Source organism: Luteimonas sp. TWI596 (assembly GCF_039674105.1).
GTDB lineage: Bacteria > Pseudomonadota > Gammaproteobacteria > Xanthomonadales > Xanthomonadaceae > Luteimonas.
In genome coordinates this window covers 18,895-42,324 of record NZ_JBDJMU010000001.1, presented here as the reverse complement: position 1 = coordinate 42,324, position 23,430 = coordinate 18,895, and the positions used below count along the sequence as shown (strand labels likewise).

Genomic DNA, 23,430 nt, shown 5'->3' with positions numbered 1-23,430 from the left:
CGGGCCGTCGCCGGAGCGATGCGCTGATGGCCGGCACCCTGGTCCCGGTCGACTACTTCGCCACACACAAACGTGTGTGGCGAAGAGTGGTGCAGACCGCGCGGCTATGCTGCGGCGTGCCCGACTACGACAACTACGTCCGCCACATGCTCGAGAAGCATCCCGATCGCGAACCGATGGACTACAAGACCTTCTTTCGCGAACGCCAGGAAGCCCGCTTCGGCGGGCGCAGCGGTTTCCGCTGCTGCTGACCCCACCCTGCAAACCGGGGTCAGAGTGCATTTCGCTCGCGAAACTGCACTCTGACCCCGGTTTTGCTTTGTGTGGGGCCTGGGGCGGTGCATGCGCCGCGTTGCCCGCCCGATTGGGCGCGATCGATCGATGCGCGCGAGCCTTCTGCGCACCGCCCGGCGTGTGGCGGTCTTTCGTCACCTCCGACCTGCATCGGCGCCGTATCGGCCGATCCGGCGCGGACGGCGCTCCCGATGACCCGGACCACGCGATCTTCTGGACCTGATCGCCAGGCGCCGCGGTGACATGGCCCCTGACCCGGAGTTTAAAAATGCACTCTGACCCCGGTTATTGGCCGGCCATGATGCGCAGGATCTGGCCGACGAAGTAGGCGATCAGGGTGCCGGTGGCGTAGCCGACGGTGCCCAGCAACACACCGACCGGGGCCAGTGAGGGATGGAACGCGGCGGCGATGACCGGCGCCGAGGCGGCGGCGCCGATGTTGCCCATCGAGCCGACGCCGATGTAGAACATCGGGGCCTTGACCAGGCGGGCCGCCCCCCAGATCACCAGCACGTGGACCGTCATCCAGATCGCGCCGATCGCGATCAGCTCCAGCCGGTCGAACAGCTTCATGAAATCCATCTGCATGCCGATGCAGGCGATCAGGAAGTACAGGCAGACGGTGCCGATCCGCGACGCCCCGGCGTTCTCCAGCTTGCGCGCGGGCGTGAAGCTCAGCAGCAGGCCGGCGGCGGTCGAGATCAACACGACCCAGACGAACGAGGAATCGAGACTGAAACGCGCCGCCCATTCGAATTGAGCGAACCAGGCCGACAGCGGCCCGGCGATCGCGTGCGCCAGGCCGACGAAGCCGAATGCGACCGCGATGATGACCATCAGGTCGGTGAGCGTGGGGATACGCGCATTGGCCGCCTCGTAGGCGGCGATGCGCGCTTTCATCTCGTCAATCGCCGCGGTGTCGGCGCCCGAGCGCAGGTCGATCTGCGTGGCACGGTTGGCCAAAAACAGCAGCGTGGCCATCAGCAGGCTGGCCATGGCGACATCGACCACCGCGAACTGCCCAAACAGGGTCGCGTCCACGCCGTAGACCTCGCGGATCGCGACCATGTTCGCACCGCCGCCGATCCAACTGCCCGCTAGTGCCGCCATGCCTTTCCAGGTATCGCCGGCGACCGCCGGCGGATGCACCCACTCCATGATCTGGAACGAGACGATCGCGCCCAGCACAATGCCGACGGTGCCGGCGACGAACACGAACAGCAATTTCGGCCCGAGCTTGAGGATGCCTTTGAGGTCGATCGACAACGTCAGCAGCACCAGCGCCGCGGGCAGCAGCACGCGACTGGCGATCGGGTTGTACAGACTGTTGTTCTCGCCGTCGATCAGCCCGACGGTGTTGTAGAACGCCGGCACGAAGTAGCACAGCAGCAGCGCCGGCACCCAGGTGAAGACCTTCTTCCAGAACGGCGTCGGGCCGCTGGAGAGCCAGAAGATCAAGCCCAGGGTCGCGGCGAGCAGGCCGAACAGGACGATGTCGCTGGTGATCAGCGCGGTATTGGGTGCAGCAGAGTCGATCGCCATGCGGTCGGGCCTTCAGGAAAACGGAGTCGGATCAGAACACCCCGCGTCCAGCCATATGCCGGACGCGCGGATGCAGGCCCCCGTCGGTTGCGACGAGGCGCGCGACGCTTACTGGCCGAGGTGCTGCTTGAGCCAGGCGTTGACGGTGTCGTGCCACAGCACGCTGTTGTGCGGCTTGAGCACCCAGTGGTTCTCGTCGGGGAAGTACAGCAGCTTCGATTCGATGCCCTTGCGCTGCAGCGCGGTGAACGTCGACAGGCCCTGGTCCACCGGCACGCGATAGTCCTTTTCGCCCTGCACCACCAGCATCGGCACCTTCCAGTTGGCGACGTGGTTGACCGGGTTGAAGCGCTCGTAGTTCTTGGGCTGGTCGAACGGCGTGCCCTGGTTCTCCCATTCGGTGAACCACAGCTCCTCGGTCACGTAACCCATCGAGCGGGTGTCGAACACGCCGTCGTGGTTGACCAGACACTTCCACGGCGAATTGCCGCTGCGGTCGAACCAGTTGCCGGCGATCCAGTTGATCATGTAGCCGCCATAGCTGGCACCCAGCGCGCAGGCGCGGTCCCCGTCGAGGAAGGCGTACTTGTGCTGCGCCGCCGCCCAGCCTTTTTGCAGATCCTCGAGCGGCTTGCCGCCCCAGTCGCCGCTGATCGCGTCGGTGAACGCCTGGCCGTAGCCGGTGGAGCCGTGGAAATCGATCATCACCACTGCATAGCCCTGCCCCGCATAGGTCTGCGGGTTCCAGCGGTAGCTCCAGCCGTTGCCGAAGCTGCCCTGCGGGCCGCCGTGGATCAGGAACGCGACCGGATAGGTCTGCCCCTCCTGATAGTTCCAGGGCTTGACCACATAGCCATAGACAGTCTCGTTGCCTGCGCCCTTGAACGAGAACTGCTCGTAGTCGCCGAAGGCAACATCGGGCAGGCGCTCGGCGGCGGTCGGGGTGATCTGGCGCAGTTGCGTATCGGCGCCCAGCGACTGCAGCGAACCGGTGTAGAGGGTATCGCCACTGCGGATCGAATTGCGGCTCAGCGCGATGGTGTCGCCCGCAATCGCGAACGCGGAGATCGAACCATCGGCGATGAGCTTGGTGACCTCGCCGGTGGCGACATCGACGCGGAACAGCGGGTATTCGCCGGTGTCCTGCGCAGCGACATACAGCGTGCGGCCATCGGCCGACGGCTGCAGGCTGCTCGGCGAGCGGTCCCACTGCGGCGCGATCTCGCGCGCCTGGCCGCTGGCGACATCCAGCGCCATCAGCGCGTAGCGGTCGGCCTCGAAGCCCGGTCGTTTCATCGCGCGGTAGAACAGCGTGCGGCCATCGGCGCTGAACACCGGGCCGGCATCCCAGGCCGGGTTCGATGCGGTCAGATTGACCGGCGCGGCATCGCCGGCAGCGTCGATGCGGTAGAGATCGAAGTTCGTCGACCACGGCGCCTCACGACCCGCGACCTTGACGCTGGCCACGACCGAGCGGCCGTCCGGGGCCCAAGTGTAATCCTCCGCGCCGCCGAAGGGCTTGGACGGGATATCGCCTTGCAGTGCATGCCCCAGCGCACGCACGGTGGCGACCGGGCGCGCACCTGCGGCCGGCAGATCGGCGACGAACAGGCGGCTCATCGTGCCGTCCTTCCAGGTGTCCCAGTGGCGCACGAACAGTTGGTCGTAGACCACGCCGCTGGCCTTGGCGTCCTTCTGCTCGCCGAGCTTGCGCTGGGTGCACGCCAGATCGGCCGCGCAATCACCGAAGGTGTCGGCGCTGAAGGCCACGCGACGGCCATCGGGCGACACCTGGAAGCTGCCGATGTCCACTGCGACGTCGGTCAACTGGCGCGGGGCGCCGCCGCCCAGCGGCATCGCGTAGACCTGTGAGCTGCCGTGCTTACTGCTGAGGAAGTAGACCGTCTGACCATCGGCCGACAACGCAGGCGAGTTGACGTTCCAGCCATCGGGCGTGATCCGCTTCGGCGGCGCCAGGTCACGAGTCACCAGGTTGCGCGCGTAAAGCGCCGTGGTCGCCTTGCCCGAATCGAAATCCAGCGTGCGCTGGGCAAAGACCAGCTGGCGGCCATCGGTGGTCAGCAACGGCGAGGACACACGGTCGAGCTTGACCAGATCACGGACGTCGAGCCCGCGCTCCTGGGCGGCAGCCGGCAATACGGCGAGCAGGCACAACGACAGCAGGGCAGGACGCAATGACATGGGGCGGGCTCCGGGCAAAGAGTCCGCATGGTAGGCCGGTGCCGCCGGGCTGGCAAAGCGCCGGACGGCGCCCCGCATGTGCAGGGCGCTGCATGACCGGGCGTCCTGCCGGCGCCGGCCCGCATTCATTCCTTCGCGGTGGCGCCGCCCAGATGGGTGGACAGGAACGCGAGCAATTGGGTGTAGAACGCGCGTTTGTTCTCGGGCTTGTAGAAGCCGTGTCCCTCTTTGGCGACATACAAGGTCTCGACCGGCACATTGGCTGCCCGCAGCGCACGCTCCATCCGGCGCGTGTGTTCGACCGGCGCGACCTCGTCCTCGCCGCCAGCCACCAACAGCACCGGCACGCGGATCTGCGTCGCCAGCCGCGTGGGCGAACGCGCCGCCAGCTGCGCGGTATCGTCACCGACCCATTCATCGGTCCAGGTTCCCGCCCAGGCCGCGGATCGCCGGTTTTCCGCCCGCATCAACGGCAAGTCGTAGACGCCGACATAGCCGACCGCGCAGCGATACAGATCCGGCTCGCGCGCCACCCCCATCAACGACGCGTAACCGCCATAACTACCGCCGTAGAGGCAGATACGCTCGGCGTCGGCGATGCCCTGCGCGACCGCCCAGCGGGTCGCATCGGTCAGGTCGTCCTGCATCGTCGTGCCCCAGCCGCGTGCACCGGCCTGGCGGAAGCTGCGCCCCTGGTTGCCCGAGCCGCGATAGTTGATCTGCAGCACCGCGTAGCCGGCCTGCGCCAGCACCTGCACGTCGGGATCGAATGCCCAATCGTCAAAGATGCCGAAAGGCCCACCGTGCGGCAGCACCACAAGCGGCAGCGGGCCGTCTTCGTGCCCGGCCGGCCGCGTGAGATAGCCATGGAGCACCAGCCCGTCGCGGGCCGGCAACGAGACTGCGCGCATCGGGGCCATGCGCGTCGGGTCGACGCCGGCGCGCCGCGCGAGCGCGAAATCCGCCTGCTTGGTGGCCGCGTCATAGGTGTAGAACGTGCCCGGGTCGACGTCGCTGGTCGCCAGCAACAGCTTGGTCGAGGCATCGCGCGTGGCCGAAGCGATCCGCACGACCTGGCCAGGGAACGCCTGTTCGAACATGCGCCCGAGCCTGGCGTCGGCCGAGGTGTCGTCGAAGAACGCCTGCCGCGGCGTCGCGCCCAGGAACCGCGCGCCGACCGGCGTCTCCGTGCCCGGCCGATAGATGATCTCGGGATCGACGACGGCGTCGCGCAGCACCTCGCGCCGCGTGTCCGCGGCGATGTCCCAGGCGACGATCGCGTCGGGCCCGGTGGGCTGGGAAACGCGCAGATAGGCGATGCGGTCGTCATCGGAAAATCCGATCGGGAACTCCTGGCGTCCACTCTGGCGTTCGTCGTTGATCAGCCGCCAGCCTTCTCCGCGGCCGACGCGGTAGTAGAGCTGGCTGAGGTTGTCGGACCGCGCGCCGACTGCGAAGCGCACCTCGCCGGCATGGTCGGTGGTGAACGTTGCGCGCCCGACCGGCACCGTGGCCTCGGTGGTACGCCGACCGGTATAGACGTCCAACCGATCGACCCGGGTCAGCGGATCGCGGGTCAAGGGCGCCACCGATACCAGGATATTGCGCGCATCGCCGGCCAGCAGGTCGATCGGCCACGCCTGGACCAGTTCGGCCTTGCCACCGGCGGGGATCCGGGTGCCGGTCGGCGTGCCGCGCACGCGCCAGCCCACGAGCAACTGCGCGCGCGAGCCGTCGGCGTTCATCGCGTACAGCTCGCCGGTCGGGTTGGGATAGTCGCGCGCGCCGAAGCGCTCGGCCAATGCGAAGACCAGGCGGTCGTCCTTGGCCCACCAGAACTCGGCGATGTGGGTGTTGCGCGGCAGCCGGTAGCTGCCGACGATGCTGCGGTCGGCCCAGCGAACCACGCCGATTGCGGTGCTGTCGCCGTACGGCATCGTCGCGGCGAAGTACTCGCCGGTCGGCGAGATCTTGATGTCACGGAAACCGTCGTCCTCGACGAACGGCGCCAGGTCGACCTGCGCATACGCGCCCGCGCACGCGGCCGCCACGACGAACGCAAGCATCCATTGCAGTCCCTTGCGGACCATCCTTCCGACTCCTTTTGATGGGCGGCCGCCGCCAGAGGGCCGGCCGATGACGCGCTCCCCGCGCGTGCCGCTTAGTGTAGCGCGCGGCAGGCGCCCGCGGATGCCGCCTATACTCGCGCCTTCCGCCATTTCACGACGACGCGCCCATGGCCGCAGCCCCCATCACCGCCCGGAGCGGCACCGACGACTTCCTCGGCCACCCCAAGGGGGTTTTCGTCTGCTTCTTCACCGAGATGTGGGAGCGCTTCTCCTTCTACGGCATGAAAGCGCTGTTGCTGCTGTACATCCTCAAGTACCACCTGTTCGGCGACGACGCCGGCTTCGATCTGCTCGGCGCCTATGGCGGCCTGGTCTACGCCATGCCGGTGCTCGGCGGCCTGCTCGCCGACCGCTACCTGGGCATGCGCAAGGCAGTGGTGCTGGGCGGCGTGCTGCTGGTGCTCGGCCATCTGGGCATGGCTTTCGAAGGCGAACAGGCGCGCATCGTCGACGGTACGGTCGTGCGCGACGACACCGCGCTGCAGGTGTTCTACCTGTCGCTTGCGCTGATCATCATGGGCGTGGGCTTTCTCAAGCCGAACATCTCGACGATCGTCGGCAAGCTCTACGCCCCCGAGGATCCGCGTCGCGATTCGGGCTTCACGCTGTTCTATGCCGGCATCAACGTCGGTGCCTTGTTCGCCAGCCTGGTCTGCGCGTTCCTCGGCGAGACCTATGGCTGGAAGTACGGCTTCGGCGCCGCGGGCATCGGCATGGTCGCCGGCCTGATCGTGTTTTTATGGGGACAGAAATACCTCGGCGGCCACGCCGAGCCGAACGATCCGGCGAAGTTGACCGAGAAGCTCGGGCCGTTGAGCCGCGAGTGGTGGATCTACGCCGGCAGCTTCGGCGGCGCGCTGGTGGTGTGGCAGCTGATCCAGCGCACGTGGACGGTGCACGGCGCGATGCACCTGATCGCTGCCGCGCTGGTGGTCTGGTTCGTCTGGTTCCTGATCCGGCACTGCAGCCGGGTCGAGCGCGAGCAGATGCTGGCGCTGGTGCTGCTGATCTTCGGCGTGCTGATCTTCTTCACGCTCTACGAGCAGACCTACGGCTCCTGGGTCACCTTCACCGACCGGATGCTGACCAAGGACCTGTTCGGTCTGACCCCGGGCGGCTACACGCCGGGCGTGCCGTGGGCGATCTTCGCACTGGGCGCGAGCCCGCTGCTGATGGTGCTCGCGCTGCGTGCCAGCGATCGCGGCCGCACCGGCACCGCGCGCGCGGCGGCGATCGCGATGGTCGTGGCGCTGGCGATCGCACTGGTGCACGACGTCGTGCTGGTCCCCCAGACGGCCGGCTCACTGACCTTCCTCGGCGCGTTCTTCATCGTCGTGCTCGCCCCGGTGTTCTCCTGGCTGTGGCCCTGGCTCGACCGCCGCGGGCTCAACCCCGGCAAGCCGACGAAGATGGCGATCGGCCTGGTGTTCGCGGGGCTGGCGTTCGTGCCGCTGCTGCTGGCCGCGCAGGCAGCGGGCAACGGCGTGCTGGCCAGTGTGTGGTGGCTGGTGCTGGCGTACTTCCTGCTGGAAATCGGCGAGATGTGCCTGTCGCCGATCGGGCTGTCGGCGGTCACCCAGTTGTCGGTCGCACGCGTGGTCGGCCTGATGATGGGCGCCTTCTGGCTGGCGACCGCGTACTCGGAAGTCCTGGCCGCACAGTTCGGCAAGCTCACCGCGCTCGAGGTTGCCGAGGGCGAGGCGATCGACATGGCCGTGGCCGCAGCCAAGTACGCCGAACTGTTCCAGATCATGCTGTGGATCGGGGTCGGCTCGGGCCTGGCCTACTTCGTACTCTCGCCACTGGTGCGGCGCTGGATGCACGGCCTGCGCTGAACGGCGGTGCGCGCTGCCTTTCGGTCGCGGCGGCCCGCGCACCGGTCACAGCCACGGCACGCCCCACGGCCGGTCGAACGGTTGCTCTGATCCAGATCAAGGCGTGGCGTGCGCGAGCGGGCGAGGATACCCGTGAACCAGGAGGCCTCTCATGCACGGATATCAGGATCTTGCGGGCGACCAGCTGCCGGTGTCCCCGCCGGACCACGACACCGCACGCGGCGCATTGATCGAGCGCTTCGCCGCGACCGCCAGCGACTTCGGTGCGCTGGATGCGGAGTCGCTGGCCGGCCTCTCGCTATGAGCGAGGCGTTGACGATCGCCGCGCCGCGCAGGCGGCAGCCGGCGCTGGAAGTCGACGGCGCACTGGTCGCCGCCCGCCTGGGCCTGGCTGGCGACGCGTTCCGCCAGCTGATGACCGACGGCAAGGTCAGCGTGCTGTGCGAACGCGGCATCGGCGAGGATGCCGGCCGTTACCGCGCGACGTTCTACTACGCCGGCCGTCGCGCGCGGCTGCTGCTCGACGCGTCCGGACGCCTGCTCGAGGCCACCGGCGACGCGCTCGCGCGCCCCGGGCCCGCGGCGTCCTGACCGACGCGCCCCCTGCCCAGTCATCCCAACCCGTGCCCCTGAGATCAGCCGATCGAAGCCCGGCACGCAGGTGCCGCATCGACGCTCAGTTGGCGGATCGCGGCGACGTCGTACGACAGGCGGCGAACAGATCCAGGCCCGGCGCATACACGCTACTGCGCACATCGAACAGGCCGAGCATGGCGTGATAGAAGTTGTCGTGGCTGTATGCCCGGCGTGCGGCAGCGCCGCGCAGGCAGGCGAGGTCGAGCCGAGCATGCTGCGCGAACCCCGGCGAGAACCACATCAGCATCGGCACCTTCTTCTGCTCGTCGGGCGCGATCATGTAGGGCGTGCCGTGCAGGTACATGCCGCGCTCGCCCAACGATTCGCCGTGATCGGACAGGTAGATCATGGCCACATCGCGCCGGTCGGCGTAGCGCTGCAGCAAATCGAGGGTGTTGGCGAGCATCCGGTCGGTGTAGACCAGCGTGTTGTCGTAAGTGTTGGTCAGCGCCTCGCTGCTGCACTTCTGGATCTGATTGCTGTCGCAGGTGGGGGTGAAGGCGCGCGCCTGGGGCGGATAGCGCTCGAAGTAAGTCGGCCCATGGCTGCCCAGCTGATGCAGAACGATCAATGCGTCACCGTGCATCGTGTCGATCCGCGCCTCGAGCTGGTGCAGCAGCACATCGTCGTAACAGGTGCCGTCCTTGTTGACGCAGTGCTCAGCAACCCGCAGCTTGGGCATGTCGTCGGTAGGCACGCGCGCGCACACGCCCTTGCAACCGCCATTGTTGTTGTTGCGCCAGAGGATCTCGATTCCGGCGCGCTGCAGAATGTCGAGCAGATTTTCTTCCGTCGCCGCCCGCACCTCGTCGTACTGCGGGCGGGTCATGCGCGAAAACATGCACGGCAACGAGATCGCAGTGGCGGTGCCGCAGGACGACACATCCGAGAAACTGATGATGTCCGCGCGCTTGGACAACACCGGGTTGGTCGGACGCGGATAACCATTGAGCTGGAAATTCTGCGCACGCGCGGTTTCCCCCACGACTGCGATCACCAGTTTCGGCCGCGCACCCGCAACCGGCGCTGGGCGCGTGGCGTCTTCGGCAACGGTCCGCAGCGGCTGCGAAGTCGCGCTGTACTTGCGCTTGAGATACCCATTGGTATTGCGCACGAAATTGAACGGCAGCAGCTGATCGCGAATATGCCCGTTGTTGCGCAGCAACGACGCATAGTCCTTGTAGAACCCCATCGTGACCGCGATCAGTACGATCGAAGTGACCACCACATTGCCCAGCCACCAGGCCAGCGTCCGCATCGGCGTGCCGACCGATTTGGTCTGCAGGAGCAGCGTGGCCACTGCCGGCACGATCCCGAGCCCGAGAATGGTGAGCAACAGCGGAAGGGAGAAATAGGAGGCCATTTCGGCCTGATTGGTCTCGAAAAAGTTCTGCACCATGCTGCGGTCGATCAGCACGTTATAATGCAACATGAAGTAACTGCATCCGGCGCTGATCACCACCAGGGTGGCCAGCAGGGGTTTTCTGATGTACGGCAGCGCCACGACCGGCGTGAGCAGCAGGTTGATGATGCAGAACAGAAAGACCGGCAGGCTGAGGAAGAACGACAGGCTGCGCAGGCCGTCGATCTCCACCTCCAGCCACAACGTCCGCCAGAGCACCACGTTGCCGATGGTGGCGAAGAACAACGCCGCCACCCAGGTCAGCTGCACGGGATTGAGCCGCAGGGGCGTCGAAGGCGGTGACATGCGCAGGATCCAGCCGGGGAAAGTGCGCGCAGTCTTTGAAACCCATCGTCAGGAAGTTGTTAGAGCACACGCCCCATGACCCGACTGCTCATCATCGAAGACAACCCGGAACTGGTGGCCAACCTGTACGGCTTTTTCGAGCCGTTGGGCTACGTTCTCGACGACGCCCGCGATGGCGTCACCGGCCTGTACATGGCCACCCAGAACGATTACGACGCCATCCTGTTGGATCTGATGCTGCCGCGACTCGACGGCATGACGCTGTGCCGCAAGTTGCGCGAGGAGTTCCAGAACCCGGTGCCGATATTGATGCTGACCGCACGCGATCCGGTCGACGATCGCGTGCAGGGCTTCGCGCTGGGCGCGGACGACTACCTGGTCAAGCCGTTCTCGCTCAAGGAACTGGACGCACGCATCAAGGCCCTGGTGCGCCGCGCACAGGGCCGTCAGGTGCAGGGCATGCTGCGCTGGGAGGATTTGCAGGTGGACACCCGCGCCCCGCAGGCCTGGCGGCAACACCAGCCCATCGGACTGACGCCCAGCACCCACAAGCTCCTGCTGTGTCTGATGCGCGCCGCCCCCGCCGTGGTCCGGAAGCAGGAAATGGAGTACCTGCTCTGGGGCGACGACCCACCCGACAGCGGCGCCTTGCGCACCCATATCCACGAACTGCGGCAGCAGATCGACAAGGGCTTCGAGCCGGCGTTGATCGAGACGGTGCACGGCGTGGGCTGGCGCCTGCTGGCGCCCGCATCCACGATGCCGGACTGATCGAGGACGCTCCGACGTGATGATCCTGCGCACCACCCTCCGCCAGATGACGCTCAAGACCCGCATCACGGTGTCGTTCGTGCTTGCGATGGTGGCGGCGATGACGCTCGTGGTGCTGGCCGAGCAGCTCGATTACGACGAACTCCGGGAGAATGTGATCTCCCACAGCCTGATCCGCACGGCGCAGCGTCTGGAGGCCGACCTCGCGCAAGGCGTCGCATCCACGCTTGCCCAGGACACCCGGCTCTACGACGCGCAGAGCGTGCCCGAGACACTGCACTGGTATCCGCTCGGTTACCACGGCGCCGAGCGGCCGGGCGACTGGCACCTGTTGGTCTTCGAGCGCGATGGCGAACGCTACTACCTGCAGCAGGCCGATGCGCACTTCGCGTATCTCGAGCTTGCGATCAACATCTACGCGCTGTTCATCATCCTGTTGTGCATCCTGTGCGCATTCTGGATCGGGCGCGCCACCGCGACCCGGGTCATCGCGCCGATCACCCGCCTGGCCGAGGCGGTGGAGCGCAAGCAAAAACCCTTTCCGTTTCAGGAGGCGCGCGACGAGATCGGCATCCTGGCCCGCGCATTCGCCCAGCACAGCGACGAAGCGGAACAGTTCCTGCAGCGCGAGCGCTGCTTCGTCGGCGACGCCAGCCACGAACTGCGCACGCCGCTGGCCATCATCGCCGGCGCTGCGGAGACGATCGCGCACCAGCTGCCTGCCGACAGCCGCCTGATCGGCAGCGCCGAACGGATCGTGCGCACCACCCAGGAGATGCAGCGGCAGCTCGCGTGCATGCTGCTGCTCTCGCGCGACCCGCAGAGCCTGACCCGCACCGACGTCGCACTGCAGCCGCTGATCGAGGAGAGCATGGTGCGCTGCCGGCCATGGCTTGCAGGCAAGCCTGTGGCCCTGCTCCTGGACGCGCCGCAGGATGCCCACCTGCACACCAACCCGGAGCTAGCCCGCAGCGTGATCTGGAACCTGCTGCGCAACGCCTGCCAGTACACCGACGAAGGCGAGGTGCGCATCGCCCTGCATGGCACGACCCTGGTGATCGCCGACACCGGCCCCGGCCTGCCGCCCAGCATCGACCCACAGCAGTTCCAGCGCTTCCAGCCCAGCGCACGGCAGAGCGGTGAAGGCTTGGGCCTGTCGATCGTGCAGCGCATCGTGGAGCACCTGAACTGGCGCATGACGGTCGACAGCTCGGAGGACGGATGCCGGTTCACGCTCGACATGCGGGACGATGCCCGACCCAATGGCCGGTCGCTCCGCGTCGACCGCCCGCCCGGATCCCAAGGCGCCGCGGCTGACGAAGATCTGACGGACCCCGCGCCACGCTCGTGCTGATCCAACGTCGCAGGATATGCAGATGCCATCGCCAGGCCCCGCCGAGACCGGCAAGTACCCACACGGCAAGACCGGCCTGAGCCGGATCGCGCACACCTTGCTCTACTCGCGCGACGGCTTCCTCGCCGCCGTTCGCAGCGAGGCCGCGTTCCGCCAACTGCTGGGCCTGCACGGCGTGCTCATCGTCGCAGCCTGCGTGCTGGACGTGGGGCCGCTCGCACGCGCCCTGATGCTGGCGGTCTGCTTCATCAGCCTGCTGACCGAACTGCTCAACTCGGCGATCGAAGCAGTGGTCGATCGCATCTCGCTCGAACGCCATCCGCTGTCCAAGCGCGCCAAGGACATGGGCAGCGCCGCCCAGAGCATTGCGCTGCTGATGGTCGGCACGGTCTGGGCCTCGATCCTGCTGGGATAGCCGCCATCGCAAGTGCCGCGGTCCTGCAGGTCCGGCCACGGCACCAGGCGGCCGCTCGCGGCCCCGGGCGGTCGGCAGCGCGATCGCGGTGCCGCAAGGCCCCAGGCATCCGACCAAACAAAAACCCCAGCGTGCATGGGCCCGCTGGGGTTCGTCGTCGACGCGGTGTTGCCCGCGATCAGAACGGGATGTCGTCGTCGGAGAAGTCGTCCATCGGGGCCGGACGCTGCTGCTGGGGGGCCTGGCGCTGCGCGGGCGCGCTGCGCTGCGGCGGGCCGTCGTTGCCCGGGCCGCGCTGCGGACGGCTAGCGCGCTCGTAACCGCCGCCGCCACCGCCGCCACCGCCCTCGCCGCGGCCACCGAGCATCTGCATCTCGTTGGCGACGATATCGGTCGAGTACTTTTCCACGCCATCCTGGCCGGTGTACTTGTCGTAGCGGATCTCGCCTTCGACATAGACCTGGCTGCCCTTGCGCAGGTACTCGCCGGCAATCTCGCCGAGCTTGCCGAAGAACACCACGCGGTGCCATTCGGTGCGCTCCTGCTTGTTGCCGTCGCGGTCGTTGCGCACGCTGGTGGTGGCCAGGCTGATGCGGGTCACGGCCATGCCGCCCTGGGTGTACTTGGTGTCGGGATCGTTGCCGAGGTTGCCGACCAGGATCACTTTGTTGATGCCACGGGCCATAAGGAGTCCTTGGAATTGCGCCGGCGCGGGTGTCCGGGAATGAAGAGGGGGCGCGGACAGTGAATTATACCGGTCGCCGGGGTGCGATCCGGCAACCCCCTGGCGTGGGGCCGGGAAAGCGCCCCCGCCGCCGTCGGGGCTCTCCTATAATTCCGGGTCTGCCCGTCCCGGATCCCGCATGAACAACGCCGCCGCCCCGGCCGCCAGGCTCGACCTGCCGGCGATCCAGTCGCTCGCCGCCGCGGACATGGCCCAGGTCGATGCGCTGATCCGGCGCCGGCTGGCGTCGGATGTGCTGCTGATCAACCAGGTGGCCGAGCATATCGTCTCGGCGGGCGGCAAGCGGCTGCGGCCGATGCTGGTGATGCTGGCCGGCCAGGCCACCGGCCAGGTGCGCGGCGACCACCACCAACTTGCTGCGATCGTCGAGTTCATCCACACCTCGACCCTGCTCCACGACGATGTCGTCGACGAGTCCGACCTGCGCCGCGGCCGCAGCACGGCCAACGCGATCTGGGGCAACGCCGCCAGCGTGCTGGTCGGCGATTTTCTGTATTCGCGCAGCTTCCAGCTGATGGTCGAGCTCGACAGCATGGCGGTCATGCGCCTGCTCGCCGACACCACCAACCGCATTGCCGAAGGCGAGGTGCTGCAGCTGCTGCACGTGCGCAACCCCGACACCGACGAGGCCGCGTACCTGCGCGTGATCGAGCGCAAGACCGCGGTGCTGTTCGCCGCCGGCACCCGCCTGGGCGCGATGGCGTCCAACGCCGACGAGACCGTCCAGCAGGCGCTCTATGACTACGGCATGCAGTTGGGCTACGCATTCCAGATCGCCGACGACGTGCTCGACTACTCGGGCGACGCCACGGCGCTGGGCAAGAACCTCGGCGACGACCTGGCCGAGGGCAAGGCGACGCTGCCGCTGATCCACGCGATGGCCCAGGCCACGCCCGAGCGCCGCGCGCGGCTGCGCACGATCGTCGAGCAAGGCGACACCACGGCGCTGCCCGAGGTGCTCGCCGCGATCGCCGATGCCGGCAGCCTCGCCTACAGCCGCGCCCGCGCCGTGGAGTACGCCGACGCCGCCGAACGCGTGCTCGACGGCCTGCCGGACAACGAGGCCGTGGCCGCACTGCGCGGCTTGGCCCGCTACGCGGTCGAACGCGGGCACTGACCCGCGGCCGGACGCACGCCGGGATCACGCCACAAGCCCGTCTCAGCGACTCGGCGACGCCAGCACCTCGGCGAAGAAGTCGCCCATCTGCCGCCACGCACGCCTGGCGGCGCGTTCGTCGTAGATGCAACCCGGCGGACTCGCGGCATCGACCTCGGCAAAGCAATGCACCGCGCCGCTGTAGTTGACGAACTGCCAGTCGGCGCCGGCCGCGTCCATCTCACGCTCGAAACCGGCAATGTCCTCGGCGCTCACGCTGCGATCGGCGGCGCCGTTGAGCACCAGCACCGACGCCTTCACCACATCGGCCGCCGCCGGCAACGGCGTCGTCAGGCCGCCGTGCAGGCTCACGACGCCAGCGAGCGCCTCGCCGGCGCGGGCCAGTTCGAGCACGGTGGTCCCACCGAAACAAAAACCGAATGCGGCGATCCGGCCCGCATCGACCTGGGGCTGCGCTTTGAGCACCTCCACCGCCCTGCGTGCGCGTGCGCGCAGCGTCGGCCGATCGTCGCGCAGCGCCTTGGCGACCGGGCCGGCCTCGGCATCGGTCGTGGGCCGGACCTGCTTGCCGTAGACGTCGGCGACCAGCACCACGTAGCGGTCGCCGGCGGCCTGCCGCGCCTTCTCGATCGCCGCGTCGTTGACGCCCTTCCAGTTGGGCACCATCACCAGGCCCGGCCGGGGACCCGGGACGGCATCGTCGTAGACCAGCACACCGGCGAAGGTCTCGCCATCGAGCGTCCATTCGACCGGGTCGGCCTTCGGGGCGGCGAGCGCGGACGTGGCGCAGGCCAGCGACAACACGAACAGTGACAGGCGTTTCATCGGACGGCTCCGGGCGGCGGGGACCGGTCCAGCCTACTCCGCCCGACGCGCGGCCGGGCGTGCGCCGTCAGGCGATCCCCAGGCCCGGGATCGCGGTGATGGCATCGGGGTCGAAGCCCCCGAGTTCGGCGAAATGGCGGCCGCGCGCGGTGTAGTCGCGGTAGGCGCCGAAGCTTGGGGCGCCGGGCGAGAGCAGTAGCACGCCGTCGCCGCCGAGTGCGGCGCGCGCCTGCCGCACCGCCGAGGCGAGATCCGCCGCCTCGGCCAGCGCGAAGCCCCGCGTGCGCGCGACCGACGCAAGCAGCGCATGGATCCGCGGGCCGTTGGCGCCCATCGTCACGATCGCGTGCGGCGCGCGCACCTGCATCGCATCGGCGAAGGCCTGCCAGTCGAGGCCGCGGTCGTGACCGCCGACCAGCAGCGCGACCCGGTGGCCGGCAAACACGTCCAGCGCGGCCAGCGTGGCGTGCGGCGTGGTGCTGATCGAATCGTTGACCCAGGTCACGCCGTCGCGGGTGCCCAGCGCCCGCAACCGGTGCGGCAGCGGCACAAACCCGGCGGCCGCAGCGGCCAGTGGCGCGGCGTCGATACCGAGCGCCTCGATCGCGGTCAGCACCGCACACAGGTTGCCGCGGTTGTGGCGCCCGGGCAGCGGCAGGCCGGCGGTGTCGAGCACACTGGCATCACCGCGATACAGCACGTCGCCGCGCAGGTGCCAGCCATCGGCGCGCGCGAACCAACGCACCTCGCTGTCTGGCAGCGTCAGCGCGGCCAGACGCGGATCGGCGGCGTTGAGCACCGCGATCCGTGGCCGGGCCCGGGTCACCAGCGCGAGCTTGTCCTCGACATAGCGCCGCTCGCTGCCGTGCCAGTCCAGGTGCTCGGGAAAAATATTGGTGACCACTGCCACGTCCGGCCGCACGCCGCTCGCGGCGACATCACCGGTCTGGTAGCTCGACAGCTCGATCGCCCAGGCGTCGGCCTGGACATCGCGCAGTTCCAGCAACGGCAGGCCGATGTTGCCGGCAAGCGCGGTACGCCGGCCGGCGCTGCGCAGCAGATGGGCGAGCAGCGCCGTCGTGGTGCTCTTGCCCTTGGTGCCGGTGACACAGACCGTGCCCTCAGCGATTTCACCGGGCGCTGCGCGCTGCGCGAACCACAGCGCGGTGCCGCCGATGAACCGTGTGCCCTGCGCCGCCGCGGCCAAGGCCTCGGGCCGGTACGGGCTGATGCCCGGCGACTTGATCACCACGGCAAAGCGCGCCAGGCGTTCGGCGCTCGCCTCGGTCTCGACCGACAGGGCCGGATCGCCCAGCCCGCGCACCTCGTCGGCTTCGGCGGGCGTGCAGAACACGGTCAGCGGCAGCGCCGCCGTCGACGCCAAGCGCTGGCCGGACGACGGCGCGGACAGAGCGGAGCCTGCCCGATGCGCGGTGCGCAGCGCGGCATACGCGGCCCGGCCTTCGCGTCCCCAGCCCCACAGCGCGATGCGACCGCCGTCGGCGGCGAGCGCGTCAAGCGGCGAGATGCGCACGCAGGCGTTCCCACAAGGCCGGGGGCACGCGATGTTCCTCGTCGACCACCAGCAGCGGCGCGATGTCCAGCTCGCCCGCGTCGAGCCGCGGCGCAATCTCGCGCGCAAAGCGGGCGGCCACCGCGTCCTCGCGCCATTCCGGGCGCTGCGCCAGCGCTGCCATCGCCGCACGCGATTCGCGGCCCTCGCCGACGCATTCGAACGGCTTGTGGTCGCGGTACTCGAGCAGCGCGTCGAAGCCGGCCACCTGGGCCGCGTCGTCGAGCAGATTGCGGCCGAAGATCGCTACCAGCCGCGGCTTGGGCATGAACGGGGCCAGCGCGAGAAACACGAAATGGCATTTGGGGCAGATGCCGCACCAGCGGTTGACCGGCCGCTCGCCGAGCAGGTGGAAGTTGCGGTTGCAGCTGGAGAAATGCGCGTCATAGCGGTCGGTCCTGGCGAACTGGCGCGCGACCGCCAGCTCCGACAGCGGCCGCAGCAGCGAGTAGTAGTGCAGATCGGCGGCGACGTGGCGCTGCACGTGCTCACCGAACGCGCGCTCGAACGCCCAGCCCTTCGACCACTGGTGATTGACCTCGTTGGTGGTGCTGCCATCGGCGGCCTGGATCAGGCTGCCGTAGCTGGCCGAGCGTTCGTTGGAGAACACCACCTGGTCGACACCATGCAGCACCGCGGCCAGCACCAGGATCGCCGAGTTGATCGCGGTGACCGGGATGTGACCGTTGAGTGCGCCATGGCGGTTGTACTCGAACAACTGCGGCGCCAGTTGGCGGCCGATGTTGAGCGTCGGCAGCCCGGTGCGCTCGGCGCAGACCCGGATCAGCTGCGAGCCGCCGATCCATGCCACGGTCTGCGCCACGTCCAGCGCGCGCAGCGCCTCGATCGAGACCAGCGAATCCTTGCCGCCGCCGATCGCGACCAGCGCATGGGCACGCAGATCCAGCGCCGGTGCCGTGACCTCATCGGCCGCGGCGTCGGCCGGGAAGCGGATCTTGCCGTGCAGGTCGAGCCCGTTGCGGTAGGCGAATTCGCCCAGCCCATGCACATAGGCATCCTCGAGCAGGGCCGCCGTGGCAGCGTCGATCGTATAGCCGTCGATGCGGATCTGCGGCGGCACGGCGGCCTTGTAGTAACTCACGCCGGCGAGCAGGTGCAGCAGGCGCAGCGCATGGGTCGCGGCCTGCGCGCGCGCGCCGTCGAGTTCGAACGGGGCGCCCGGCACGGTCACGGTCTCGACCAGCTCCGGGCCATCGTCGAACGCGTAGCGCAACCGCGCCACGCCGGTCGCGGCGTCGAGGTCGCAGTCGACGAAGCGGAAGCAGCGGATGGCGCTGCGGTCGAATCCGGAAGTCATTCGATCACATCCTGCTGCGGCAGCGACCGCAGGTTGTAGGTGTTGGCCATCGCGAAACCGTAGGCGCCGGCGTCGGCAAGCAGCACGGTGTCGCCCTCGGCGGTCGCCGCGGGCAGCAGGCGCCGGGTGCCGAAGACGTCGCTCGATTCGCAGATCGGGCCGACGACATCGCAGACGACTTGGCGCTCGTCGTCGATCCGCGACAGGTTGTGGATGCCGTGCCAGGCGTCGTACATCGCCGGTCGCATCAGGCTGTGCATGCCGGCATCGAGGCCGACGCGGCGCGTGCCGAGCTTGTCGACGACCTGGGTCACCGTCGCCAGCAGCACGCCGGCCTCGGCGACGAGGAAGCGCCCGGGCTCGATCGCCAGGCGATAGCGTGGGTACTCGGCCTTGATGCTGGCCAGGCCCACGCCCCAGGCCGCAAGGTCGAACGGGGCGTCGTCGGGGCGGTAGGGAATCGGCAGTCCGCCGCCGATGTCGATGGTGTCGATGGTGCCCACCGCATCGGCAAACGCTGCCAGCTCGGCGTAGACCTCGCGCCAGTGGGCGACGGTTTCGATGCCGCTGCCCAGATGGGCGTGGAGCCCGGTGATGCGTACGTCGAGATCAGTGGCGGCATGGACGAAGGCGTCGAAGGCCGGCAGCGCCAGCCCGAACTTCGAGGCCGCGCCGCCGGTGACGACCTTGGCATGGTGGCCGTCGCCGCGGCCCAGATCGAGCCGCAGCCACAGGTCGCGGCCGCGGAAGACCTCGGGCCAGCGCTGCAGCGCCTCGACGTTGTCCAGGGTCACCGTGACGCCGAGCGCGAAGGCGGCAGCGTACTCGTCGCGCGGTGCGAAGCTCGGCGTGAACAACACGCGTGCCGGGTCGAGGTCCGGCAACGTCGCGAACACGTGCTCGAGCTCGCCCCGCGAGACGCATTCCAGGCCGAACCCGGCCTCGACCAATGTGCGCAGCACCGCCGGATGCGAGTTGGCCTTGATCGCGTAGAACCGCCGGTCGACCGCGGCGACGTCCGCCAGCGACTGCGCCCGCTCGCGCACCGTGGCCAGGTGGTAGACGTAGCGCGGCGTCCCAGGCGTCGCCAGTGCGAGCAGGCGCGCGCGCGCGTGCTGCCACCACGGCGTCGGGCGTTCGCGGCGGCCGTGGGCGATTTCGCGCCAGCTCGGGCCGAATACCGCGCTGTCGTGGACCGGCATCGCGCCGCTGCCGATCAGCTCGGCATGCAGCACCGGCAGCAGGCCGTCGGCGTCGGCCTCGTCGATGACGAAGGTCAGATTGAGGTCGTTGGACGACTGCGAGATCAGATGCACGCGCTCGCGCCCCATCGTCGCCCAGACGTCGGAGAGCTTGTGCAGCAGCGAGCGCATGCCGCGCCCGACCAGGGTGATCGCCGCGCACGGCGCGATGACCTTGACCCGGCACACCTCGGCCAGGTCGTCGCTCAATCGCGCCAGCACATCGGTGCTGACCAGGTTCTCGCTCGGGTCGAGCGACACGGTGACGTTGGTTTCCGACGAGCCAATCAGGTCGACCGACAGGCCGTGGCGCTTGAAGCGCTCGAACACGTCGGCTAAGAAGCCTACCTGCTGCCACATGCCGATGCCTTCCATCGACACCAGCACGATGCCGTTGCGCCGACTGATCGCCTTGACCCCCGGCACCGGCTCGGCGCTGCCGTCGATCGCCGTGCCCGGCAGGTCCGGACGCTCGGTGTCGAGGATCGCCATCGGCACGCCGCCGTCGCGGCAGGGCTTGATCGAGCGCGGGTGCAGCACCTTCGCACCGGTGGTCGCGATCTCCTGCGCCTCGGCGTAGTCGAGCCGCGCAAGCAGGCGCGCATCGGGCACGTCGCGCGGGTTGGCGCTGAACATGCCCGGCACGTCGGTCCAGATTTCCACGCGGCGCGCGCCCAGCAACGCCCCGAAATACGCCGCCGAGGTGTCCGAGCCGCCGCGGCCGAGGATCGCAGTGCCGCCGTCGCCATGCCGGGCGATGAAGCCCTGGGTCAGCAGCATGCGTGCCGGCTGCGCGCAGAAACGCGCACGCCAATCGCCGTCGGACTCGCGCCGGCAGTTCACCGACAGCCGCGACGCCCAGCCGCTCTGGTTGGGCAACGCCACCGCGTCGAGCCAGTCACGCGCATCGCACCAACCAAAATCCAGGCCCTGCGCAGCCAGGTACGCCGCGCCGATCGTCGATGACAGCAGTTCGCCCTGCCCCAGCACCTCGGCCTGCCAGTCCAGCGCCCGCGTGGGCGCACGCGCATCGCGCACCAGGGCCTGCAGCGCGGCGAGCCGGGCGCCGAGCACCGTGTCGGCGTCGAGTCCCAACTCGGCGACGAACGCGCGATGGCGCTCGACCAGCGCATCGACGATCCCGTCGGCCGCATCGCCATCGGCAATCGCGGTCAGTGCGTTGGTCACCCCCGACAGCGCCGACACCACCACCAGTACGCGCGCGTCGTGCTCCTGGGCCCGGCGTTTCGCCAGCTGGCCGATGGTGTCCCAGCGGTGGCGGCGCGACACCGAAGTGCCGCCGAACTTGAGCACGATCCAGCGATCGTCGGAGGGTGAGGACATCGGAGGTGGGGTCTCGGACGGAAGGAAGAGAACAGCACCGCGCAGGCGCTGCAGCGGACACGTCGCCGACACAAGGCCAAGCGCGGCGGACCGCCGATTCTAGCGCTGGCGGAGGCGGAGGGAATCGAACCGCTCGATTCGGGCGACAGTTTGGGTAAGCTGTCGCGCCGCACGACGCCCGCCCGCGCATGACTTCCCGACGTTTCGTCCAGGTGGACGTGTTCGCCGACCGGCCCGGTGCCGGCAATCCGCTGGCGGTGGTGCTCGATGCCGACGGGCTGACCGACGAGACGATGCAGGCCATCGCCCGCTGGACCCGGCTGCCCGAGACCACATTCGTGTTCCCGCCCGCCAGCGACGCGGCCAGCTACCGCATCCGCATGTTCTCGCCCCGCCGCGAAGTGCCGTTCGCCGGACACCCGAGCGTCGGTACCGCGCATGTCGTGCTCGACGCCGGCCTGGCGCGCCCGCGCGACGGCGTGCTGGTGCAGGAGGGCATCGCCGGCAGCCTGCCGCTGGCGGTGGTCGGCGCAGGCGCGGACCGGACGATCGCCGTACGCACGCCGCGCGCACGGATCGTCGACGTCGCGCGCAACGAGGACCCGCGACTGCGCGCAGCGCTGGGGTCGCTACCGCCGGGGGCGCTACCGCCGGTGCTGATGGACGGCGGGCGTCGCTGGTGGTTGGCCGAGGTGGCCGACGAGGCGGCGCTGCGCGCCGCCGCCCCGCAGTGGGAGGCGATCGCCGCCCTGGCCGAGGCCACCGGCAGCATGGGCGTCTGCGCTTTTGCGCGCAGCGCGGGCAGTCGCGACTACGACCTGGCGGTGCGCGCGTTCGTCGGCGCCACCGCGTGTTTCGAGGACGCCGCCTCGGGCGCGGCCAATGCGACGCTGGCCGCCTGGCTGGCGGCGCGCGACGCATTGCCTGGGACAGCCGGTCGCTACCGCGTCAGCCAGGGCCGCGAGGTCGGTCACGATGCGATCCTCGACTTGCGCGTCGACGCCGAGGGCGAGGTCTGGTCGGGCGGGCGCGTCCAGAGCGTGGTGCGCGGCACGATCGACTGGCGCTGAGCTGAGCGCGGCCCGCCGCCATTCCACGCCGCCATTCCACGCCGCAAGGCCCCTGCCGCACCGCCAGTGCGGCACGGCAGGGCATGGTCCATCAGCCGTCGAGTTCGGCCTCCAGCGACAGCGGCACCGCCGACAGGGCCTTGGAGACCGGGCAGTTCTGCTTGGCGTCGTCGGCGATCTCGCGGAACTTCGCAGCGTCGATGCCCGGCACCTTGGCACGCGTCTTCAAGCGGATCGCGCTCAGCTGCGGACCGCCCTCCATCGACAGATCGACGTCGGCACGCGTGTCGATCGATTCGGGCGCGAAACCGGCCTCGGTGAGCTTGGCCGACAGCGCCATCGTGAAGCAGCCGGCATGCGCGGCGGCGATGAGCTCTTCGGGATTGGTGCCCTTCTCGTCGCCGAATCGGCTGTTGAACCCGTAGCGCACGGCGTCCAGCAGGCCGCTTTGCGGCGTCGACAAAGCGCCCTTGCCGGATTTCAGGTCGCCGCTCCAGCGGGCGGTGGCGTGGCGGGAAATACCCATGACGCGTTCTCCATCGAGACAGGAGCCGGCGATCGTATCGGCGCGGACGTGACGCGGACGTTTCGGGGCGGCAACGCGCCGGCCGCCAGGCGGTCGCGGGGCTGTCAACGGGCCACGCTTGCGCGTGCGGACAGCCGCCAGACAGGCGCAAATGTGATTGGCGGCACCGTGGGCCGCCTAAAACCGCTGTTTTTTTTGCGTTTTCCTATTGGCGGGTGCGCAGGGATGCCCTACATTTCGCTTGCCGGCTCGCTCGGCCAGGAATCATCCAATCCATATTTGACGAGGGAACCACAGACCCATGGCAACGAAGAAGGCCACCACCAAGAAAGTGCCGGCCAAGAAGGCGGCTGCGCCGAAGAAGACCGCCGCCAAGTCCGCAGCACCCAAGCCGATCAAGGAAGCGCTGAGCAAGTCGGGCCTGGTCGCACACATCGCCGACTCCACTGGCCTGGCCGCGAAGGACGTCCGTGCGGTGTTCTCCGCACTCGAAGGCGCCGTGCACGGTTCGATCAGCAAGAAGGGCGCCGGTTCGTTCACCCTGCCGGGCCTGCTGAAGATCACCTCGGTCAGCGTGCCGGCCAAGCCCAAGCGCAAGGGCATCAACCCCTTCACCAAGGAAGAGCAGTGGTTCGCCGCCAAGCCCGCCTCGGTCAAGGTCAAGGTGCGCCCGCTCAAGAAGCTCAAGGACGCCGCTGCCTGATCCCAGGCGGACGCTGCGTTGCCCGATCGGGACGGCCTTGGCCGTCCCGATCGCGTTTCAGGGCCTGGCGCTGTCGCGCCTT

Annotated in this window: 20 protein-coding genes; 10 read left to right on the top strand and 10 right to left on the bottom strand. The window is 68.8% G+C overall.

From position 1 onward, the window contains the following. Positions 1–26: 26 nt before the first annotated feature. Positions 27–251, top strand: coding sequence for a CstA-like transporter-associated (seleno)protein (locus tag ABE487_RS00210; RefSeq protein ID WP_346443417.1), 225 nt, complete (start codon positions 27–29; stop codon positions 249–251). Positions 252–579: 328 nt separating this feature from the next. On the opposite strand, the gene ABE487_RS00205 is transcribed toward ABE487_RS00210, so the two are convergent. The 3 genes from ABE487_RS00205 to ABE487_RS00195 form a co-directional block, all read right to left on the bottom strand. Next, positions 580–1,836: a DUF819 family protein gene (locus ABE487_RS00205; RefSeq protein ID WP_346451986.1), complete on the bottom strand. Its 1,257-nt coding sequence runs from the start codon at positions 1,834–1,836 to the stop codon at positions 580–582. 108 nt (positions 1,837–1,944) lie between these two features. Next, the gene (locus ABE487_RS00200) at positions 1,945–4,038 is read right to left on the bottom strand and encodes a S9 family peptidase (RefSeq protein ID WP_346451985.1); all 2,094 of its coding nucleotides are present in this window, start codon (positions 4,036–4,038) and stop codon (positions 1,945–1,947) included. 125 nt (positions 4,039–4,163) lie between these two features. Then, complete coding sequence (locus tag ABE487_RS00195; RefSeq protein ID WP_346451984.1) at positions 4,164–6,128, bottom strand: S9 family peptidase; 1,965 nt, start codon at positions 6,126–6,128, stop codon at positions 4,164–4,166. Positions 6,129–6,274: 146 nt separating this feature from the next. Between ABE487_RS00195 and ABE487_RS00190 the strand changes: the two genes are divergently transcribed. The 3 genes from ABE487_RS00190 to ABE487_RS00180 all read left to right on the top strand — a co-directional run bounded on the left by ABE487_RS00190 (position 6,275) and on the right by ABE487_RS00180 (position 8,593). Continuing rightward, complete coding sequence (locus ABE487_RS00190) at positions 6,275–8,002, top strand: oligopeptide:H+ symporter (protein ID WP_346443410.1); 1,728 nt, start codon at positions 6,275–6,277, stop codon at positions 8,000–8,002. A gap of 151 nt (positions 8,003–8,153) precedes the next feature. Continuing rightward, complete coding sequence (locus ABE487_RS00185; RefSeq protein WP_346443408.1) at positions 8,154–8,306, top strand: hypothetical protein; 153 nt, start codon at positions 8,154–8,156, stop codon at positions 8,304–8,306. Beyond that, positions 8,303–8,593: a DUF6522 family protein gene (locus ABE487_RS00180; protein ID WP_346451983.1), complete on the top strand. Its 291-nt coding sequence runs from the start codon at positions 8,303–8,305 to the stop codon at positions 8,591–8,593. Before ABE487_RS00185 ends, ABE487_RS00180 begins: the two co-directional genes overlap by 4 nt. A gap of 85 nt (positions 8,594–8,678) precedes the next feature. Here the strand turns inward: ABE487_RS00180 and ABE487_RS00175 are convergent, their stop codons facing one another. Next, positions 8,679–10,346 (bottom strand): phosphoethanolamine--lipid A transferase, encoded by a 1,668-nt coding sequence (locus ABE487_RS00175; RefSeq protein WP_346451982.1) that lies wholly within the window; start codon positions 10,344–10,346, stop codon positions 8,679–8,681. 75 nt (positions 10,347–10,421) lie between these two features. Here ABE487_RS00175 and ABE487_RS00170 point away from each other — a divergent pair, with 75 nt between their 5' ends. The 3 genes from ABE487_RS00170 to ABE487_RS00160 all read left to right on the top strand — a co-directional run bounded on the left by ABE487_RS00170 (position 10,422) and on the right by ABE487_RS00160 (position 12,886). Then, positions 10,422–11,117, top strand: a complete 696-nt coding sequence (locus ABE487_RS00170) for a response regulator transcription factor (protein WP_346443403.1) — start codon at positions 10,422–10,424, stop codon at positions 11,115–11,117. Between the two features lie 100 nt (positions 11,118–11,217). Further along, a complete protein-coding gene (locus ABE487_RS00165) occupies positions 11,218–12,471 on the top strand; it encodes a HAMP domain-containing sensor histidine kinase (RefSeq protein ID WP_346452015.1) in 1,254 nt (417 codons plus the stop codon). A gap of 22 nt (positions 12,472–12,493) precedes the next feature. Beyond that, on the top strand, positions 12,494–12,886 hold the full coding sequence (locus ABE487_RS00160) for a diacylglycerol kinase (RefSeq protein ID WP_346443401.1): 393 nt from the start codon (positions 12,494–12,496) through the stop codon (positions 12,884–12,886). A 178-nt stretch (positions 12,887–13,064) separates the two neighbouring features. Here ABE487_RS00160 and ssb read toward each other — a convergent pair whose 3' ends face one another. Then, on the bottom strand, positions 13,065–13,571 hold the full coding sequence (gene ssb, locus ABE487_RS00155) for a single-stranded DNA-binding protein (protein WP_346443399.1): 507 nt from the start codon (positions 13,569–13,571) through the stop codon (positions 13,065–13,067). Positions 13,572–13,749: 178 nt separating this feature from the next. On the opposite strand from ssb, the gene ABE487_RS00150 reads away from it, so the two are divergent. Further along, complete coding sequence (locus ABE487_RS00150) at positions 13,750–14,748, top strand: polyprenyl synthetase family protein (RefSeq protein WP_346447844.1); 999 nt, start codon at positions 13,750–13,752, stop codon at positions 14,746–14,748. 42 nt (positions 14,749–14,790) lie between these two features. Here the strand turns inward: ABE487_RS00150 and ABE487_RS00145 are convergent, their stop codons facing one another. The 4 genes from ABE487_RS00145 to ABE487_RS00130 form a co-directional block, all read right to left on the bottom strand. Then, a complete protein-coding gene (locus tag ABE487_RS00145; protein WP_346451981.1) occupies positions 14,791–15,573 on the bottom strand; it encodes a dienelactone hydrolase family protein in 783 nt (260 codons plus the stop codon). Positions 15,574–15,640: 67 nt separating this feature from the next. Beyond that, positions 15,641–17,107, bottom strand: coding sequence for a UDP-N-acetylmuramoyl-L-alanine--D-glutamate ligase (gene murD / locus ABE487_RS00140; RefSeq protein WP_346451980.1), 1,467 nt, complete (start codon positions 17,105–17,107; stop codon positions 15,641–15,643). Continuing rightward, positions 17,088–18,464 (bottom strand): UDP-N-acetyl-alpha-D-muramoyl-L-alanyl-L-glutamate epimerase, encoded by a 1,377-nt coding sequence (gene murL, locus ABE487_RS00135; RefSeq protein ID WP_346447850.1) that lies wholly within the window; start codon positions 18,462–18,464, stop codon positions 17,088–17,090. Before murL ends, murD begins: the two co-directional genes overlap by 20 nt. After that, positions 18,461–21,049 (bottom strand): bifunctional aspartate kinase/diaminopimelate decarboxylase, encoded by a 2,589-nt coding sequence (locus tag ABE487_RS00130; RefSeq protein ID WP_346443390.1) that lies wholly within the window; start codon positions 21,047–21,049, stop codon positions 18,461–18,463. Before ABE487_RS00130 ends, murL begins: the two co-directional genes overlap by 4 nt. A 188-nt stretch (positions 21,050–21,237) precedes the next feature. Here ABE487_RS00130 and ABE487_RS00125 point away from each other — a divergent pair, with 188 nt between their 5' ends. Further along, the gene (locus ABE487_RS00125; protein ID WP_346443388.1) at positions 21,238–22,119 is read left to right on the top strand and encodes a PhzF family phenazine biosynthesis protein; all 882 of its coding nucleotides are present in this window, start codon (positions 21,238–21,240) and stop codon (positions 22,117–22,119) included. Between the two features lie 91 nt (positions 22,120–22,210). On the opposite strand, the gene ABE487_RS00120 is transcribed toward ABE487_RS00125, so the two are convergent. Continuing rightward, positions 22,211–22,645, bottom strand: a complete 435-nt coding sequence (locus tag ABE487_RS00120; protein WP_346443387.1) for an OsmC family protein — start codon at positions 22,643–22,645, stop codon at positions 22,211–22,213. A gap of 301 nt (positions 22,646–22,946) precedes the next feature. On the opposite strand from ABE487_RS00120, the gene ABE487_RS00115 reads away from it, so the two are divergent. Continuing rightward, positions 22,947–23,348, top strand: a complete 402-nt coding sequence (locus ABE487_RS00115) for an HU family DNA-binding protein (protein WP_241943980.1) — start codon at positions 22,947–22,949, stop codon at positions 23,346–23,348. Positions 23,349–23,430: the final 82 nt, after the last annotated feature.

Excerpts from the sequence above, each read along its gene's own strand:
- ABE487_RS00210 (WP_346443417.1), top strand. The coding sequence starts at position 27 with ATGGCCGGCACCCTGGTCCCGGTCGACTACTTCGCCACACACAAACGT.
- ABE487_RS00205 (WP_346451986.1), bottom strand. The coding sequence starts at position 1,836 with ATGGCGATCGACTCTGCTGCACCCAATACCGCGCTGATCACCAGCGAC.
- ABE487_RS00200 (WP_346451985.1), bottom strand. The coding sequence starts at position 4,038 with ATGTCATTGCGTCCTGCCCTGCTGTCGTTGTGCCTGCTCGCCGTATTG.
- ABE487_RS00195 (WP_346451984.1), bottom strand. The coding sequence starts at position 6,128 with ATGGTCCGCAAGGGACTGCAATGGATGCTTGCGTTCGTCGTGGCGGCC.
- ABE487_RS00190 (WP_346443410.1), top strand. The coding sequence starts at position 6,275 with ATGGCCGCAGCCCCCATCACCGCCCGGAGCGGCACCGACGACTTCCTC.
- ABE487_RS00185 (WP_346443408.1), top strand. The coding sequence starts at position 8,154 with ATGCACGGATATCAGGATCTTGCGGGCGACCAGCTGCCGGTGTCCCCG.
- ABE487_RS00180 (WP_346451983.1), top strand. The coding sequence starts at position 8,303 with ATGAGCGAGGCGTTGACGATCGCCGCGCCGCGCAGGCGGCAGCCGGCG.
- ABE487_RS00175 (WP_346451982.1), bottom strand. The coding sequence starts at position 10,346 with ATGTCACCGCCTTCGACGCCCCTGCGGCTCAATCCCGTGCAGCTGACC.
- ABE487_RS00170 (WP_346443403.1), top strand. The coding sequence starts at position 10,422 with ATGACCCGACTGCTCATCATCGAAGACAACCCGGAACTGGTGGCCAAC.
- ABE487_RS00165 (WP_346452015.1), top strand. The coding sequence starts at position 11,218 with ATGACGCTCGTGGTGCTGGCCGAGCAGCTCGATTACGACGAACTCCGG.
- ABE487_RS00160 (WP_346443401.1), top strand. The coding sequence starts at position 12,494 with ATGCCATCGCCAGGCCCCGCCGAGACCGGCAAGTACCCACACGGCAAG.
- ssb (WP_346443399.1), bottom strand. The coding sequence starts at position 13,571 with ATGGCCCGTGGCATCAACAAAGTGATCCTGGTCGGCAACCTCGGCAAC.
- ABE487_RS00150 (WP_346447844.1), top strand. The coding sequence starts at position 13,750 with ATGAACAACGCCGCCGCCCCGGCCGCCAGGCTCGACCTGCCGGCGATC.
- ABE487_RS00145 (WP_346451981.1), bottom strand. The coding sequence starts at position 15,573 with ATGAAACGCCTGTCACTGTTCGTGTTGTCGCTGGCCTGCGCCACGTCC.
- murL (WP_346447850.1), bottom strand. The coding sequence starts at position 18,464 with ATGACTTCCGGATTCGACCGCAGCGCCATCCGCTGCTTCCGCTTCGTC.
- ABE487_RS00130 (WP_346443390.1), bottom strand. The coding sequence starts at position 21,049 with ATGTCCTCACCCTCCGACGATCGCTGGATCGTGCTCAAGTTCGGCGGC.
- ABE487_RS00125 (WP_346443388.1), top strand. The coding sequence starts at position 21,238 with ATGACTTCCCGACGTTTCGTCCAGGTGGACGTGTTCGCCGACCGGCCC.
- ABE487_RS00120 (WP_346443387.1), bottom strand. The coding sequence starts at position 22,645 with ATGGGTATTTCCCGCCACGCCACCGCCCGCTGGAGCGGCGACCTGAAA.
- ABE487_RS00115 (WP_241943980.1), top strand. The coding sequence starts at position 22,947 with ATGGCAACGAAGAAGGCCACCACCAAGAAAGTGCCGGCCAAGAAGGCG.